This window comes from Pseudomonas sp. G2-4, assembly GCF_030064125.1.
Lineage (GTDB): Bacteria > Pseudomonadota > Gammaproteobacteria > Pseudomonadales > Pseudomonadaceae > Aquipseudomonas.
The window spans coordinates 5,427,830-5,443,848 of sequence record NZ_CP125957.1; the positions used below are offsets into that span (position 1 = coordinate 5,427,830).

Annotated in this window: 14 protein-coding genes, 1 tRNA gene and 1 riboswitch; of the genes, 12 read left to right on the forward strand and 3 right to left on the reverse strand. The window is 59.6% G+C overall.

Features of this window, described 5'->3' with window-relative positions:
• The first annotated feature begins 77 nt into the window (after positions 1-77).
• From QNH97_RS23785 to QNH97_RS23825, 9 genes are all read left to right on the forward strand, one after another.
• Positions 78-1,802, forward strand: a complete 1,725-nt coding sequence (locus tag QNH97_RS23785) for a tetratricopeptide repeat protein (RefSeq protein ID WP_283554175.1) — start codon at positions 78-80, stop codon at positions 1,800-1,802.
• Between the two features lie 4 nt (positions 1,803-1,806).
• Positions 1,807-2,424 carry a lipoprotein insertase outer membrane protein LolB gene (gene lolB, locus QNH97_RS23790; protein ID WP_030138578.1) on the forward strand — a complete coding sequence of 206 codons (618 nt, stop codon included), beginning with the start codon at positions 1,807-1,809 and terminating at the stop codon, positions 2,422-2,424.
• Position 2,425: 1 nt separating this feature from the next.
• The gene (ispE, locus tag QNH97_RS23795; RefSeq protein WP_283554176.1) at positions 2,426-3,277 is read left to right on the forward strand and encodes a 4-(cytidine 5'-diphospho)-2-C-methyl-D-erythritol kinase; all 852 of its coding nucleotides are present in this window, start codon (positions 2,426-2,428) and stop codon (positions 3,275-3,277) included.
• A gap of 37 nt (positions 3,278-3,314) precedes the next feature.
• Positions 3,315-3,389, forward strand: a tRNA-Gln gene (locus QNH97_RS23800).
• Between the two features lie 46 nt (positions 3,390-3,435).
• Complete coding sequence (locus QNH97_RS23805) at positions 3,436-4,377, forward strand: ribose-phosphate pyrophosphokinase (protein ID WP_003171603.1); 942 nt, start codon at positions 3,436-3,438, stop codon at positions 4,375-4,377.
• A gap of 143 nt (positions 4,378-4,520) precedes the next feature.
• A complete protein-coding gene (locus tag QNH97_RS23810; RefSeq protein WP_283554177.1) occupies positions 4,521-5,123 on the forward strand; it encodes a 50S ribosomal protein L25/general stress protein Ctc in 603 nt (200 codons plus the stop codon).
• A 166-nt stretch (positions 5,124-5,289) separates the two neighbouring features.
• A complete protein-coding gene (gene pth, locus QNH97_RS23815) occupies positions 5,290-5,874 on the forward strand; it encodes an aminoacyl-tRNA hydrolase (RefSeq protein ID WP_003185374.1) in 585 nt (194 codons plus the stop codon).
• 22 nt (positions 5,875-5,896) lie between these two features.
• Complete coding sequence (gene ychF, locus QNH97_RS23820) at positions 5,897-6,997, forward strand: redox-regulated ATPase YchF (protein WP_283554178.1); 1,101 nt, start codon at positions 5,897-5,899, stop codon at positions 6,995-6,997.
• A gap of 293 nt (positions 6,998-7,290) precedes the next feature.
• Entirely contained in the window at positions 7,291-8,499 is a 1,209-nt protein-coding gene (locus QNH97_RS23825) for an MFS transporter (RefSeq protein ID WP_283554179.1), read from the forward strand.
• A gap of 71 nt (positions 8,500-8,570) precedes the next feature.
• Here the strand turns inward: QNH97_RS23825 and QNH97_RS23830 are convergent, their stop codons facing one another.
• From QNH97_RS23830 to QNH97_RS23840, 3 genes are all read right to left on the reverse strand, one after another.
• The gene (locus tag QNH97_RS23830; RefSeq protein WP_283554180.1) at positions 8,571-10,634 is read right to left on the reverse strand and encodes a calcium-binding protein; all 2,064 of its coding nucleotides are present in this window, start codon (positions 10,632-10,634) and stop codon (positions 8,571-8,573) included.
• A gap of 1,004 nt (positions 10,635-11,638) precedes the next feature.
• Entirely contained in the window at positions 11,639-12,226 is a 588-nt protein-coding gene (locus QNH97_RS23835; protein WP_283554181.1) for a hypothetical protein, read from the reverse strand.
• Between the two features lie 4 nt (positions 12,227-12,230).
• The gene (locus QNH97_RS23840) at positions 12,231-12,674 is read right to left on the reverse strand and encodes a DUF3592 domain-containing protein (protein ID WP_283554182.1); all 444 of its coding nucleotides are present in this window, start codon (positions 12,672-12,674) and stop codon (positions 12,231-12,233) included.
• A 148-nt stretch (positions 12,675-12,822) separates the two neighbouring features.
• Positions 12,823-13,015, forward strand: a riboswitch (cobalamin riboswitch).
• A gap of 140 nt (positions 13,016-13,155) precedes the next feature.
• Between QNH97_RS23840 and QNH97_RS23845 the strand changes: the two genes are divergently transcribed.
• The 3 genes from QNH97_RS23845 to QNH97_RS23855 are packed head-to-tail and all read left to right on the forward strand — an operon-like array spanning position 13,156 to position 15,970.
• Positions 13,156-14,169, forward strand: coding sequence for an ABC transporter substrate-binding protein (locus tag QNH97_RS23845; RefSeq protein WP_283554183.1), 1,014 nt, complete (start codon positions 13,156-13,158; stop codon positions 14,167-14,169).
• Positions 14,166-15,182, forward strand: coding sequence for a FecCD family ABC transporter permease (locus QNH97_RS23850; RefSeq protein ID WP_283554184.1), 1,017 nt, complete (start codon positions 14,166-14,168; stop codon positions 15,180-15,182). The genes QNH97_RS23845 and QNH97_RS23850 overlap by 4 nt, the downstream gene beginning before the upstream one ends.
• Complete coding sequence (locus QNH97_RS23855) at positions 15,179-15,970, forward strand: ABC transporter ATP-binding protein (RefSeq protein ID WP_283554185.1); 792 nt, start codon at positions 15,179-15,181, stop codon at positions 15,968-15,970. The genes QNH97_RS23850 and QNH97_RS23855 overlap by 4 nt, the downstream gene beginning before the upstream one ends.
• Positions 15,971-16,019 lie beyond the last annotated feature (49 nt).

Here is a 16,019-nt window from a genome sequence, read left to right on the forward strand (position 1 = left end):
AATCGACGGGGCGGTTATGTTTGACCGAAGGCTTGTGTCATGATGATCCGACCGCAGGTTAGTCGTCCTTTTCCTATATGAATAGATCTTCCGCGTTGCTCCTCGCTCTTGCCTTGCTCAGCGGCTGCCAGTCCATGGCCCCCGTGTCGACGGACGGTACGCCGCCGGTCGAAGACAGCACTCCGGCGCCTGAAAAACCCAAGGTCTACGGCTCGTTCAGCGAAGAAACCATCTTCAGCCTGTTGAGCGCCGAACTGGCAGGCCAGCGCAATCGTTTCGACATTGCGCTGGACAACTACGTGACCCAGGCCATCAACACTCAGGACCCGGGCATCTCCGAGCGTGCGTTTCGCATCGCCGAGTACCTGGGCGCCGACCAGGCCGCGTTGGATACCGCGCTGATCTGGGCCAGAAACGCCCCGGACGACCTCGAAGCACAACGCGCCGCCGCCGTACAACTGGCGCGTGCCGGGCGCTACGACGACTCCATGGTGTACATGGAGAAAGTCCTGCTGGGCAAGGGTGATACCCACTTCGATTTTCTGGCGCTGTCCGCAGCCGACACCGACCAGGAAACCCGCAACGGCCTGACAAAAAGCTTCGATCGTCTGTTGCAGCGTCATCCGAACAACGGCCAGCTGATTTTCGGCAAGGCCCTGCTGTTGCAGCAGGACGGCGATACCCAGGGTGCCCTCACGCTGCTGGAAGACAACCCGCCTGAGCCCGGCGAAGTGGCGCCGATCCTGCTGCGCGCACGCCTGTTGCAAGGCTTGAACCGCGGTGACGAAGCGCTGCCGCTGCTGGAAAAAAGCATCAAGAAGTATCCGGATGACAAACGCCTGCGCCTCACCTACGCCCGCATGCTGGTGGAAAACAACCGCATGGACGACGCCAAGGTGGAGTTTTCCAGCCTGGTCCAGCAATACCCGGAGGATGACGAGTTGCGTTATTCCCTGGCGCTGGTGTGCCTGGAAGCCAAGGCCTGGGACGAAGCCAAGGGTTATCTGGAAGACCTGATCGCCCGAGAGAGTCACGTCGACTCGGCCCACCTGAACCTGGGGCGCATCGCCGAAGAACGCAACGACCCGGAGAGCGCGCTGATCGAGTATGCCCAGGTCGGCCCGGGCAATGACTATCTGCCGGCGCAGTTGCGCCAGGCCGATATCCTGATGAGCAACGGTAAAACGGCCGAGGCCCAGAGCCGCCTCGCCGTCCAGCGCGACTCCCAACCGGACTACGGCATTCAGTTGTACCTGATCGAGGCCGAAACCTTGTCGGCCAACAATCAGGGCGACAAAGCCTGGAACGTGTTGCTACAAGCGTTGAAGCAGTACCCGGACGATTTGAACCTGCTGTACACCCGGGCCATGCTGGCGGAAAAACGCAATGACCTGGCCCAGATGGAGAAAGACCTGCGCCTGATCATCCAGCGCGACCCGGACAACGCCATGGCCCTCAATGCCCTCGGTTACACCTTGTCGGATCGCACCACCCGCTACGACGAAGCCAAGGTACTGATCGAAAAAGCCCACCAGATCAATCCCGAAGACCCGGCAGTGCTCGACAGCCTGGGCTGGGTGAATTTCCGCCTGGGCAATCTCGACGAGGCCGAACGCTTGTTGCGCCAGGCCCTGGAGCGTTTTCCCGACCAGGAAGTCGCCGCTCACCTGGGCGAAGTCCTGTGGGCCAACGGCAAACAGCGCGAAGCCCGGCAGATCTGGAGCCGGTTCCTCAAGGACCAGCCTGACAGCCCCATTTTGCGCAGCACCATCAAACGCCTGACCGGATCAGAGACCCTTTAAGATTATGTTTTTGCGCCATTTCATCGTGTTCAGCTTCATCGCCCTGCTCGCCGGTTGCGCGGGCTTCGGCGCCCGTGAATCCGTCCAGGGCCAAGGCAACCAAGCCCAGTGGCGCGAACATAAGCAACAACTGAGTGGCCTCGATGGCTGGCAGATCGACGGCAAGATCGGCATTCGCGCCCCGAAAGACTCCGGCAGCGGCACGCTGTTCTGGTTGCAACGCCAGGACTACTACGACATTCGCCTGTCCGGCCCACTGGGTCGCGGCGCGGCGCGCCTGACCGGCCGACCGGGCCAGGTCTCGCTGGAGGTCGCCAACCAGGGGCGCTACGAGGCTCCCACCCCCGAAGCGTTGCTGGAAGAACAATTGGGCTGGAAGCTGCCGGTGTCCCACCTGACCTGGTGGGTTCGCGGACTGCCGGCACCGGACAGCAAGAGCCGCCTGACCCTCGACGCAGACAGCCGCCTGTCCAATCTGGAGCAGGATGACTGGCAGATCGAATACCTCAGCTACGCCCAGCAAAATGGCTACTGGCTGCCTGAGCGCATCAAGCTGCACGGCAGCAACCTCGACGTCACGCTGGTAATCAAGCAATGGCAGCCGCGCAAACTGGGGCAATGACATGACCGCTGCACGCCTGACCTTGCCCTCCCCGGCCAAGCTCAACCTGATGTTGCACATCCTGGGTCGTCGGCCGGACGGCTATCACGAACTGCAGACAATTTTTCAGTTCCTGGACTACGGCGATGAAATCACCTTTGCCGTGCGCGACGACGGGGTGATTCGCCTGCACACCGAATTCGAAGGCGTCCCCCACGACAGCAACCTGATCGTCAAAGCCGCGAAACGACTCCAGGAACAATCCGGTTGTTCGCTGGGCATTGATATCTGGATCGAAAAAATCCTGCCCATGGGCGGCGGCATCGGTGGTGGCAGCTCGAATGCGGCGACGACGCTCCTGGGACTCAACCACCTGTGGCAGCTGGGCTGGGATGCCGATCGCCTGGCCGCGCTGGGCCTGACGCTGGGCGCTGACGTGCCGGTTTTCGTGCGTGGCCACGCCGCTTTCGCCGAGGGCGTGGGGGAAAAACTCACACCGGTAGAACCCGAAGAACCCTGGTACTTGGTACTGGTACCGCAAGTATCTGTAAGTACAGCAGAAATTTTTTCAGATCCGCTGTTGACACGTAACTCCCCGCCCATTAAAGTGCGCCCCGTTCCCAAGGGAAACAGTCGAAATGACTGCTTACCGGTGGTAGCAAGGCGTTATCCAGATGTTCGTAACGCCTTGAATTTGTTAGGTAAATTTACCGAAGCAAAACTCACCGGAACTGGAAGTTGTGTGTTTGGGGGCTTCCCAAGCAAAGCTGAAGCTGATAAAGTCTCGGCCCTTCTGACAGAGACCCTTACGGGGTTTGTAGCAAAAGGAAGCAACGTTTCGATGTTGCATCGCAAGCTGCAAAGCCTGCTCTAAAAGGAATCGAGTGCTGGGCACTCGCAGCAACAGATACAGGGGCGTCGCCAAGCGGTAAGGCAGCAGGTTTTGATCCTGCCATGCGTTGGTTCGAATCCAGCCGCCCCTGCCATTTTCCTATACTCATCCAGGTTACCCTCAGCCTTCAGGTACTGCGCGTGTCCAAGATGATGGTCTTTACGGGGAACGCCAACCCCGATCTGGCTCGGCGTGTAGTACGTCAGCTGCATATCCCTCTCGGTGACATTTCTGTCGGTAAGTTCTCCGACGGCGAAATCACTGCCGAGATCAATGAAAACGTTCGCGGTAAAGACGTCTTCATTATTCAGCCGACTTGCGCTCCGACCAACGATAACCTGATGGAACTCGTCGTGATGGCTGATGCCTTCCGCCGTTCCTCGGCTACTCGTATCACTGCTGTTATTCCTTACTTTGGTTATGCCCGTCAGGATCGCCGTCCGCGTTCCGCACGTGTGGCAATCAGCGCGAAAGTCGTGGCTGATATGCTGACCGTAGTCGGCATCGATCGTGTCCTCACGGTTGATCTGCATGCTGACCAGATCCAGGGCTTCTTCGATATTCCCGTGGACAACATCTACGGCTCCCCAGTCCTGGTGGATGACATTGAAGATCAGCGCTTCGAAAACCTGATGATCGTGTCCCCGGACATTGGTGGCGTCGTGCGTGCACGGGCCGTTGCCAAATCCCTGGGCGTGGATCTGGGTATCATCGACAAACGCCGCGAGAAGGCCAATCACTCCGAAGTGATGCACATCATCGGCGATGTCGAAGGGCGTACCTGTATTCTGGTCGATGACATGGTCGATACCGCCGGCACCCTGTGCCACGCGGCCAAGGCCCTGAAAGAGCATGGCGCTGCCAAGGTCTTTGCCTACTGCACACACCCTGTGCTGTCGGGTCGAGCGATCGAAAACATTGAAAATTCCGTGCTGGACGAACTGGTGGTGACGAACACCATCCCGTTGTCCGCTGCCGCACAGGCCTGTGCGCGTATCCGCCAACTGGATATCGCACCGGTTGTTGCCGAAGCGGTTCGCCGCATCAGCAATGAAGAATCGATCAGCGCGATGTTCCGCTAAGGGCCCTGCCCTTGCCGTGACATCTCGTTGACGAAAAGCGCCCCGCCCCGGCATTCACTGTCGGGGCGGGGCTTTTTTGCCCATATCGCCTTTAGCGCTGGTCGCAAGCGCTGGGGTGAATGTGGTTACTTTGGAGATACAACATGAACGAATTTACCCTGAATGCTGAAGTGCGTTCCGACCTGGGGAAAGGTGCGAGCCGCCGCCTGCGTCGTCTCGCAAGCCTGGTTCCAGCTGTAGTCTACGGTGGCGAGAAAGCCCCTGAGTCCATCAGCATGCTGGCCAAAGAAGTTGCCAAACTGCTCGAAAACGAAGCGGCCTACAGCCACATCATCGAGCTGAACGTTGGTGGCACCAAGCAAAACGTCGTGATCAAAGCCCTGCAGCGTCACCCGGCCAAAGGCCACGTGATGCACGCTGACTTCGTACGCGTAGTAGCCGGCCAGAAACTGACCGCTATCGTGCCTGTACACTTCGTTGGCGAAGCGGCTCCAATCAAGAAAGGCGGCGAGATCTCGCACGTGACTTCGGAAATCGAAGTAACTTGCCTGCCGAAAGACCTGCCTGAATTCATCGAAGTCGACCTGACTGACGCCGAAGTCGGCACGATCATTCACTTGTCCGACCTCAAGGCGCCTAAAGGCGTTGAGTTTGTTGCTCTGGCACACGGCGATGACAAGGCTGTTGCCAACGTCCACGCTCCACGTGTTGCTCCAGAAGCAACTGAAGAAGGCGCTGCAGAGTAATTTCACTCTGTCGCCGGAGTGACCGGAAACATCGCGGACTGGAACGTAGCGAGACAGCGGGCGAGAACGCGAAGTTTACTTAACGGTAGATCCGCACTTTTCGTCCACTGTCGCCACACCGTTTGAGCGCGACGTTGTTATCCACACTCCAGGAAGGGCCCCTATCGTGACTGCCATTAAACTGATCGTTGGCCTGGGAAATCCAGGCGCCGAATACGAACAGACCCGGCATAACGCAGGGGCCCTTTTTGTTGAGCGCATCGCGCACGCACAAGGCGTCAGCCTGGCGGCCGATCGCAAATATTTCGGCCTGACCGGGCGCTTTTCGCATCAGGGTCAGGATGTTCGTCTGCTGATTCCCACCACCTACATGAACCGCAGCGGCCAGGCCGTAGCGGCATTGGCCGGTTTCTTTCGCATCAAGCCGGAAGAAATCCTGGTGGCCCACGACGAACTCGACCTGCCTCCGGGCGTTGCCAAGCTCAAGCAGGGCGGCGGCCATGGCGGTCATAACGGGTTGCGCGACATCATTGCGCAACTGGGTAATCAGAATACCTTTCACCGCCTGCGGCTTGGCATTGGCCACCCGGGCGTTGCCAGTATGGTTTCAAACTTTGTCCTGGGTCGTGCGCCTCGCGCCGAACAGGAAAAACTCGATGCCAGCATCGACTTTGCCCTCGGCGTGCTGCCGGATATCCTCGCCGGTGAATGGAACCGTGCGATGAAAAACCTGCACAGCCAGAAGGCCTGACACTTATCCGAGGGGAAACACCATGGGATTCAATTGCGGCATCGTCGGCCTGCCTAACGTCGGCAAGTCCACCCTGTTCAACGCCCTGACCAAATCCGGTATCGCGGCCGAGAACTTCCCCTTCTGCACCATCGAGCCGAACACTGGCATCGTGCCGATGCCGGATCCGCGCCTGGAGGCACTGGCGGCTATCGTCAACCCCAAGCGCATCCTGCCGACCACCATGGAATTCGTCGACATTGCAGGGCTCGTCGCCGGCGCCTCGAAAGGTGAAGGCCTGGGCAACAAGTTCCTGGCCAACATCCGTGAAACCGACGCCATCGCCCACGTGGTGCGCTGCTTTGAAGATGAGAACGTGATTCACGTTTCCAACAGCGTCGACCCAAAACGCGACATCGAGATCATCGACCTGGAACTGATCTTCGCCGACCTCGACAGCTGCGAGAAGCAACTGCAGAAAGTCACTCGCAACGCCAAGGGCGGCGACAAGGACGCGGTCGTGCAGAAAGGCCTGCTGGAGCAGTTGATTGCCCACTTCACCGAAGGCAAGCCTGCCCGCAGCCTGATGAAGAACATGAGCACCGACGAGAAGGTGGTGATCAAGGGTTTCCACCTGCTGACCACCAAACCGGTCATGTACATCGCCAACGTCGCTGAAGACGGTTTCGAAAACAATCCGCACCTGGACGTGGTCCGGGCCATTGCCGAAGAAGAAGGCGCCATGGTCGTTCCGGTCTGCAACAAGATCGAAGCGGAAATCGCCGAGCTGGACGATGGTGAAGAGAAAGACATGTTCCTCGAGGCCCTGGGCCTGGAAGAGCCTGGCCTGAACCGCGTGATCCGCGCTGGCTACGAAATGCTCCACCTGCAGACCTACTTCACCGCCGGTGTCGAAGAAGTCCGCGCCTGGACCGTACGCGTCGGCGCCACCGCCCCGCAAGCTGCCGGCGTGATCCACACCGACTTCGAGAAAGGCTTCATCCGCGCCGAAGTCATCGCCTACGCCGACTTCATCCAGTACAAGGGCGAAGCCGGTACCAAGGAAGCCGGTAAATGGCGTCTGGAAGGCAAGGAATACATCGTCAAGGATGGCGACGTGATGCACTTCCGCTTTAACGTCTGACCCGCCCCGCTACGCAGCATTCAAAAAGCCCCGTTATCGCCCCGCGAAGCGGGGCTTTTGCGTTGGAGCATCTCATTGCAATTTCAGAACCGTCCGACATCAATCCGTTGCCCGATCCCCTAGCCTTCGTTTGCTTGAACAGCAGCGACGTGTACCGTGTTGTCCTGCCCAAATAACGTGTAACAGCCCATTCGTAGGCGTGCTCAAATGACCAGCCGCCGGTTTGCCGTCCCATTTAGTTTGTGTCACAGGCAGCGGGTTGTTCATCAGTGTCACATGATAAAGGAAGCATCATGGCAAACCCCTACCGCGAACTTTTCTCCGCCCCGGGTGCCATCGGGCTAGTGATTACGAGCGCCATTGCCCGTCTGCCACAGGCAATGATCGGCATTGGCATCATCACCATGTTGGTGCAGCAGACAGGACTTTATTGGCTGGCAGGCGCGGTCGCCGGTACTTATACCCTGGCGACTGCGCTTTTCGGTCCGCAAGTATCGAAACTTGTCGACCGGCGGGGGCAACGCCAGGTTTTGCCCCCTTTGGCGGCCTTCAGCACCAGTATGCTGCTCGCGCTGATCATTGCCGTGTATGTGAGCGCTCCGGTCACACTATTGTTTATTCTCGCGGCATTGGCGGGCACGATGCCAAGCATGCCCGCCATGATAAGAGCACGCTGGATACAGCTTTTCCGTGGCAAGCCACAGCTACACACAGCCTTTTCCCTGGATACAGTTATAACTGAACTGGCCTTTGTCATCGGCCCACCACTTGCCATTGGTTTGAGCATCAGCTTTTTTGCCCAAGCCGGGCCCCTTGCTGCGGTCTTGTTGTTGGTGGTCGGCGTGACGGTGTTTCTTATGCAGCGGCAGACGGAACCGAAGGTGGTCGTGGGCACGGCAAGGAGCACAGGGTCGACCTTGCTTATCCCCGGCGTTCCTACCATCGTGCTAGCACTGCTGGCGATGGGCGTAATTGGAGGATCCGTTGACGTGGCGGTTGTCGCCTTTGCCAACGCACAGGGCTGGCCCGCGTCTGCCAGCTTCATCCTGGCAGCCTATGCCCTCGGCTCACTGATCGCAGGCCTGGCGTTCGGCGCCTTAAGGGTTTCCATGCCGATTGATCAGCAGTTTTTTATCGGGTCGCTGGTAACGGCAGTCACTGCTGTGTTGCCCATTCTTTCACCGAACGTCTATGTACTTTCCGGGATGCTATTTGTGGCAGGCGTGTCGTTTGCGCCGACGATGGTCATCATCATGAATCTCGGTACGATGATTGTTCCGCCTTCCAGGATCACCGAAGGGTTTACGTGGATGTCGACCGGCGTCAGCATCGGCGTAGCGCTCGGCGGCCTATTGGCGGGTTTGGTCATCGACGTCTGTGGCGCACAGGCAGGGTTCGGCGTCGCGATTGTCGCGGGCCTGGCCATGGTACTGATAGTGCTTCTAGGGCTGCGTACACTGCGCACTTCGTCTGCAACTGGTCACGAAATCACCATCCAGTGATGTGCATTACTGGTCTTGATGCACTGCGGGGCGTGGCAGCAATCACTGCCACGCAACTTCTCATGTGGCCGTCAAGTCAATAGATGCCCTGGATCGATCTCCGGGGCAACCCCAATCAGCCCTACCTCCCCGTCGGGCGCAAAGATCATGTCGTCCTCTTCAAGGTTTTCCCGCCAGTCCCCGACAAGCGCGATCTGGAACCAGTGGCCTTGTGCGTCCGCTTCCGCATCCTTTAGATAAGTGCGGTCCAGTTCCTTGTTGTAAACCATCCCCAGCGTAGTGCCCGTTCCATCTCCGAAGCCGGTATAGCCCAAGGTCGATACATCGATCTTGTCGTCAACCGTAAAACCTTCGATAAGGTCGGCAAAGCTCTGGTTGTCAGTACGGTAGCTGTCCTCGGTAGACGTATAGCGGAAGACGTCGTCGTTTTGATGGTTATCTGTCCACAACGAGATGTCGCTTCTATCCCCGCCGTTGAGGCGGTCGGCGCCTGCCCCGCCAATGATGACATCAGCCCCGGCACCGCCGTTGATACGGTCATTGCCGTCCAGGCCATGGATGATTTCCGACAAGGCAGAACCGGTAATCGTATCGTTGGCAGAGGTACCTTCAACAGTGGGCGCGGTGAACACCAGGTTGGTGCCGTCCAGTTGCCCCACCAGATTGCCGTCCAAGGCCAGTTCAAACCGTTGCCCGGAGGCGTCCGCGTCGTAGCTCTTGAGGTAGGTGCGAGTGCCGTCTGCGCTGGCCATCACGGCCAAGGTGCCGTCATGACCATCGCCAATGCCGGTGAAGCCCAGGGCAATCAGGTCGATGCGGTCTTGAGAGGCGTCGAAGTCCTGGATCCGGTCGCTGTTGTTTTGCGTGGCGGTGCGGAAACTGTCGCTCAGATCGCTAAAGCGGAAGATGTCCGCGCCAGCGCCACCTTGCAGAAGATCACGCCCGCCGTTGCCTTGGAGCACGTCGTCACCCGCCAAGCCGTGGATGACTTCGGCGGCATCGGTACCCTGCAAGATTTCTTCTCCCGCATACCCGTCCACATGGAGCTTGCCGTCCTGACTGCCGAAACTGGAATCCACACTGCCATCCGCGTTCAAGCGGATGACGCTGAAATCCCCATTGCTCGTGCCGGCAGCCAGGATCTTGCCATCGCCTTGTACCGTCAGAGCCACAGGCGTGTCAGCCTCGAAGGTCACTGTGCCATTGGAGCCAAAGCGGGTATCAAAGGAGCCGTCGGCGTTAAGCCGCGCGACAGTCGCCAAGGTATCGCCTTCGCCATGGCCCATCACGATGATCTTGCCGTCAGCCTGCACGGTGACCACTGAATCTTCGCCAAAACCCATGGCGCCGCTCAAGTAGAGGACTCCGTCATCACCGAACTGAGTGTCTGGCTGGCCGTCGGGGTTGAAGCGCTGCAGGGCGTACGTCGGATCACCCGCGCCAGCGGCATTGTATGCAGCCCCGACTACAACACTTCCATCTGCCTGCACCGCAGTAGAAATCCCGCCGTTGTAGTAGGCGTCTGCGGGAATCTTGACGGTCAGCACGCCATTGTCGCCAAAGCCATCGACGAACGTGCCGTCATTGCCGATCCGGGTCACTGTGGCCTGGTCAAACCCGCGGGCGCTGACTTGGAATGTGCCATCCGTATTGGCCGTCAGGTCGATGTCCTTGAAGTCATGGCTGATGTCGACCGTAATAGCGCCGTTTTGGCCAAAGGTCGCATCGCGTGTCCCGTCGCTGTTGAAGCGCTCCACCTGTACGCCGGTGTCCAGCGCTATAGCGATAAGCACCTTGCCATCGGGCTGCACCGCCGTCAGCTCGTAGCGCGACGCTGGGGCTATGGCGGCAGGTATGCTGTCGACGCCACCTTCATGGAAGCTGGTGTCCAGGCTACCGTCCGCGTTCAGGCGGATAACGGAATGGTTCTGTTCGTAGCCGTAGCTTTCCTCGCCTGGCGCCCCGGGATATCCCCATGCCAGGTACTCGGTATAGCCGCCGACCAGTATCTTGCCGTCGGGTTGGATAACGATGCTCTGGTTATCATCGAACTGGCCGGTGAGGTCGACCTGGACAGTGCCCGGGCTGGTCCTCACGGTATGGGTATTTGCCATCGTGCTGTCGGTGGTTGCCATGGGTTAATCCTTTAACGGGTGCTGGATTCGTCACTTTAGTAGAGCGATAAGGATTCGCACGGCGCCCCATCGTTGGCACGAGCAGAGACCGACCGGTGGTTTGTCAGGGGTTTTAGGTTTGTGTGTATATCCGTTGCTGCGGTAACGGCTGCTTAGGGTTCCGCCCTGACGGCGGGTCACTTTCGAAAAGCGCGAAAGTAACCAAAGCGCTTCTGCCCCACCACTTGGTGCCTCGCTAGGGCTCGGCATGCCCGAACGTAGGCATTGCTCCGTGGGCCGCCGCGAAGGGCCATCCATGGCCCAGCGCGGCTATCCCGGCATCCATGCCGGGATGCCCACTGCGCAATACCTACGTTCGGCCAGCGTGGTTAATGGGGCGCCGAGATCGAGATCAAGATCCAAAGCAGAGCAGAGCAGAGCAGAGCAGAGCAGAGCAGAGCAAAAGCAGGAAACCTCCAGCATCTTTGTAGCTGAACCACCGCTATCGCGAGCAAGCTCGCTCCCACATGGGTTTGTGGGTGCTCACAGCATTTGGACACGACACAAAAAACTGTGGGAGCGAGCTTGCTCGCGATGAGGCCAGCCCATTCAACATCTCCATTGACAGTGACATCGCCTTCGCGAGCAGGCTCGCTCCCACAGGGGAAACGCGGTCCCACCCCAACCAGGTCGGCTCTCAGGCCGCCTCGCGGCGGACGTTGATCTGGGGCGCCCCGTTAACCACGCTGGCCGAACGCAGGCATTGCGCAGTGGGCAACCCGGCATGGATGCCGGGTTAGCCGCGCTGGACCATGGATGGTCCTTCGCGGCGGGCCCACGGAGCAATGCCGGAGTGAGGGCATGCCGAGCCTAGGCGAGGCACCAAGTGGTGGGGCTAAAGCGTTTTGCTTACTTTTCGCCGGGCCGCGCAGGCTTCTCAAAAGTGAGCCGCTGTAAGAGCGGAACCGTCAGTGGCCGTTACCGCAGAAATGGATATACATACGAACCAAAAAATCCAAAACAAACTAGAACAGATAGCCTATGTAAATCGCAGCGCCGCCACCGGCCTGCAAGCCAGCGTTCATGCCAGCCATGACCAATGCTCCCTTGGCCGACTTCGCCAACCGCTGGTTGACCAGCGTAGAAGCGATGAGCGAAGTCGCCGGGTTGGAACTCAATGCCATCGACAACGCCAGCAACTTGGGATCAAGCCCGAACAACAGCGCCGTGGCCGAACCACCGATACCCAGGCCCACCCCTACTTCGGTGTACATGCAAGGCCCGGTGATGTCGTCACTGGTCAGGTCACGACTGACCAACGCGTCGCTGACGAACACCTTGCCAGTGCTGGGAAAAGCCTCCGCCGCACCCGCGCCCCCCACGCTCTTACCCTTGATCTGGATATTGACCTTGCCGAAACGCGGCAGCCGCGCGCCAAATCCGGCACCCACCCCGACGCCGCCATAGCGGTAGCTGACGTCCTCGCCCTGGGGCGAACGCAGGATGATCGAACCGCCACTGCCCGCCACCATGACCACGGTCAGGCCACCGCCGCTGGCGGTCTGATACTGCCAGCGACTTTCATTGACCGGGATCGGGATGTTGTAGCTCATACGTTTAAAGTCCTTTATGTGAATGAACCGCACCGCGACCGCGCTGACGGATAGCCTTTGCCAGACCGACAAGGGTGAACACCAGACCGATAAAACCCAGGACCCCGGAAGTGCCCCACAGCGCGGCCGAGTCATCGACGATGGCGCTGTTGGCCGGCTGTTCGGGGAGGTAATACACCTTCACAGGCTGATCCTGCTGATAGCCGAAGATGAAGCCGCCCTGGGGGTAGGAGATTTTTTCACCACTGCCCGTGGTGAAGGCGATTTCAGGATGCGAACCACCGGCATTCAAGCGGCTGACGATGCCGTCGGCGGTCTGTGCGCGGTCGAGAAACTCGCGTCGGTCAAGGGTGAGATTGATGGCAATACTCAACAAGCCGATACCAATCAGGGCAAACAGCAGGCCCAGCAATATCTTCCCGATGCGTGACGGGGTGTGGTTAGCCATGGTTTGTCTCAGTGTTCGTCCATGAAGAGGGCCTTCAGGATAGCAAGAAGCGGCGCTCTGCCGCACCTCCAGAAAATCATTCCCGAAAATCCTACGACGCCAGGAGAAGGCATCTCAGCGGTGAGTGGTGATAAACACCCTGATCGACTACCATGCCGACCGCCGGTTCCCCATGGGACTAATAGGGAATCCGAGATGCCTCGCACGGTATCAAACGGAACTGCCCCCGCAACTGTAGGTGCTGAGCCTGCTCCTCAATGGCCACTGGGATCGCTCCCGGGAAGGCTGGAGCCAGGCGATGACGCATCAGTCAGGAGACCTGCCGGCCAAGTCAATCACTAACCGGCGGGGTGTCCGGGAAGGACATCCTTGCGCTGCGCGTCACTGGGCTGATCAGCACTTTTGTGCTTTAGCGGCAGCGTTCGATGATGTGTTTTCCAGTCCGTCCCTGCTCCGTGTACGGTCCATTGGAGATTGCATCATGCTGCTGCCCCGCCGTGTCGCCCTCGTCATCGCCCTGGGTCTGCCCACCCTCGCCCACGCGGCCCCGACTCAATACCCCCTGACCATCGCGAACTGCGGCAGCACGCTGACCTTTGAGCAACCGCCCAGTCGCGCCGTGACCATCGGCCAGGCCGGCACTGAAATGCTCTATGCCATGGGATTGAGCGACAAGGTGGTCGGTACTTCGCTCTGGTTCAACGATGTGAAGGTGAAATACCAGGCGCAGAACGGCAAGATCGAACGCCTGGCCGATAACGAGCCGAGCTTCGAGGCGGTGATCGGCAAACGTCCGCAACTGGTGGTGGCGGAACTGGAGTGGACGGTCGGACCGCAAGGCGTGGTGGGTACCCGCGAGCAGTTTCACGAACTGAAGATCCCAACTTACCTGATGCCCTCCGATTGCGAGGCCAAGGATAATCTGGTCGGTGCGGATGGCACGCGGTTGGAGGCGTTTCGCATCGACAGCATCTACAAGAGCATCAGCCAGTTGGCTGAAATCTTCGACGTGCAGGAACGTGGCCAGCAGTTGAACGCTCAACTCAAGGACAGCCTGGCGAAGTCTATCGCCACGGTGCAGGCCAAGGACCTCAAGCAGACGAGTGCGCTGTTCTGGTTCTCCAGCGCCAGTCTGGATATCGATCCCTATGTGGCTGGGCACAAGGGCGTTCCTGACTTCATGCTCAGTACCCTGGGCGTGCGTAACGTGATCGAGTCCGACGAGGAATGGCCGACCGTCGGCTGGGAAACCATCGCCAAGGCCAACCCGACCTTCCTGGTCATTGCCCGCATGGACCGCCGACGCTTTCCGGCGGATGACCATGAAAAGAAGCTGCAATTCCTGCGCAGTGACCCGGTGACCCGCAATATGGACGCGGTGAAAAACAACCGCATCATCATTCTCGACGCCATGGCCATGCAGGCCAGCATCAGAATGTTCGACGGCCTGGAATCCCTGGCGATGGCCATCAACGGCTACGACCTACCGAAATGACTGCGACGCTGATTCGAACGTTGCTGGCTTTGGTGACCTTGCTGCTGGCGGTGATTGCCGGTGTGGCCGTCGGTGAAACGAGTATTGAACCGAGCGTGGTGTTCCAGGTGCTGGCCAACAAACTGTGGGCCGCAGGTTATGCCCTCGACCCGATAGACGAAGGCATCGTCTGGAACTACCGCCTGACCCGCGCGCTGGTGGCAGCGGCCTGCGGTGCGGGCCTGGCGACCTGCGGGGTGATCCTGCAATCGCTGTTGCGTAACCCGTTGGCCGATCCCTACTTGCTCGGCATCTCCGCCGGCGCCTCGACAGGCGCGGTATTGGTGGCGCTGCTGGGCATTGGCGCGGAGCTGATTTCGTTGTCGGTCGGGGCCTTTATCGGGGCCGTTGCCGCGTTCGCCGTGGTCGTGTTGCTGGCCCGCGCCAGCCGCTCATCCGCAGGCACCGGGCAAATCATCCTGGCCGGGATTGCCGGCTCGCAGTTGTTCAATGCGCTCACCGCGTTTCTGATTACCAAGTCCGCCAGCTCTGAACAGGCGCGCGGCATCATGTTCTGGTTACTGGGAAATCTCAGTGGAGTACGTTGGCCATCGGTGTGGCTATCGGTACCCGTGGCATTGATCGGTCTCGCGGTGTGCCTGTGGCACCGGCGGGCCCTGGACGCCTTTACCTTTGGCTCCGACTCCGCCGCCTCCCTTGGCATTGCGGTACGCCGCGTGCAATTTCTGCTGATCAGCTGCGCGGCACTGGTGACCGCGGTGATGGTGTCGATTGTCGGCTCCATCGGTTTCGTCGGGTTGGTCATTCCCCATGCCGTGCGTTTGCTGCTGGGTACCCGGCATGCGCGCCTGTTGCCGGCGAGTGCGCTGGGGGGCGCCGTGTTCCTGATCGCCGCCGATATCTTCTCCCGGACACTGATCAAAGGCCAAGTGATCCCGGTCGGGGTCATCACTGCACTGGTGGGCGCTCCGGTGTTCGCGTTGATCCTGATCGGCAGGAGGAATGCCCGATGAATGCCGTCACCTCTGCTATCGGCGAATCCGTGCTGAGTTGTTCCGGCCTCGGGTTCCGTGTGCGCGATGCCGAGTTGTTGCGCGATATCCACCTGGATATCCGCCGGGGTGAAACCCTGGGCCTCGTCGGCCCCAACGGTTCGGGAAAATCCACGCTGCTCAAACTGCTGGCGGGCGTGCGCGCCCCCAGCCGGGGCAATATTCACCTCAACAAACAGCCCCTCAAGACGCTGGCACGGCGAACCGTCGCGCAGACCCTGGCCGTGGTTGAGCAGCAGGCCGACACACTGGATGCGATCAGCGTGTTCGATGCGGTTGCCTTGGGCCGAACGCCCTGGTTGTCAGCCTTGAGTCCGTGGTCAAACGAAGACGCTGCCATCGTCCAGCAGGCGCTGTGGGACGTCGATGCAGTGCACTTGGAAAACCGTACCTGGCACAGCCTGTCCGGCGGTGAACGTCAGCGCGTTCATATCGCTCGAGCCCTGGCCCAACGCCCGCAGATTCTATTGCTGGACGAACCGACCAATCACTTGGATATCCAGCATCAGCTCGCCATCCTGAAAGTTGTACAGGCGCTACCTGTCACGACGGTCATCGCCCTGCATGACCTGAATCAGGCGTTAACCTGTGATCGTCTGGCGGTACTGGAGCGGGGCCGGCTGGTGGCCCTTGGCAAACCACTGGAGGTACTGACCCCGCAACGCTTGCAGGATACGTTCGGCGTGCATGCCCATTACCTGATCGACCCTTTCGACGGCGCGCAGATCCTGCGATTTCGTTCCGCGTGACTGAATCCCGGGGTTCGGAAAAAAACGAACCCCATGGGAGTGCCGCGAT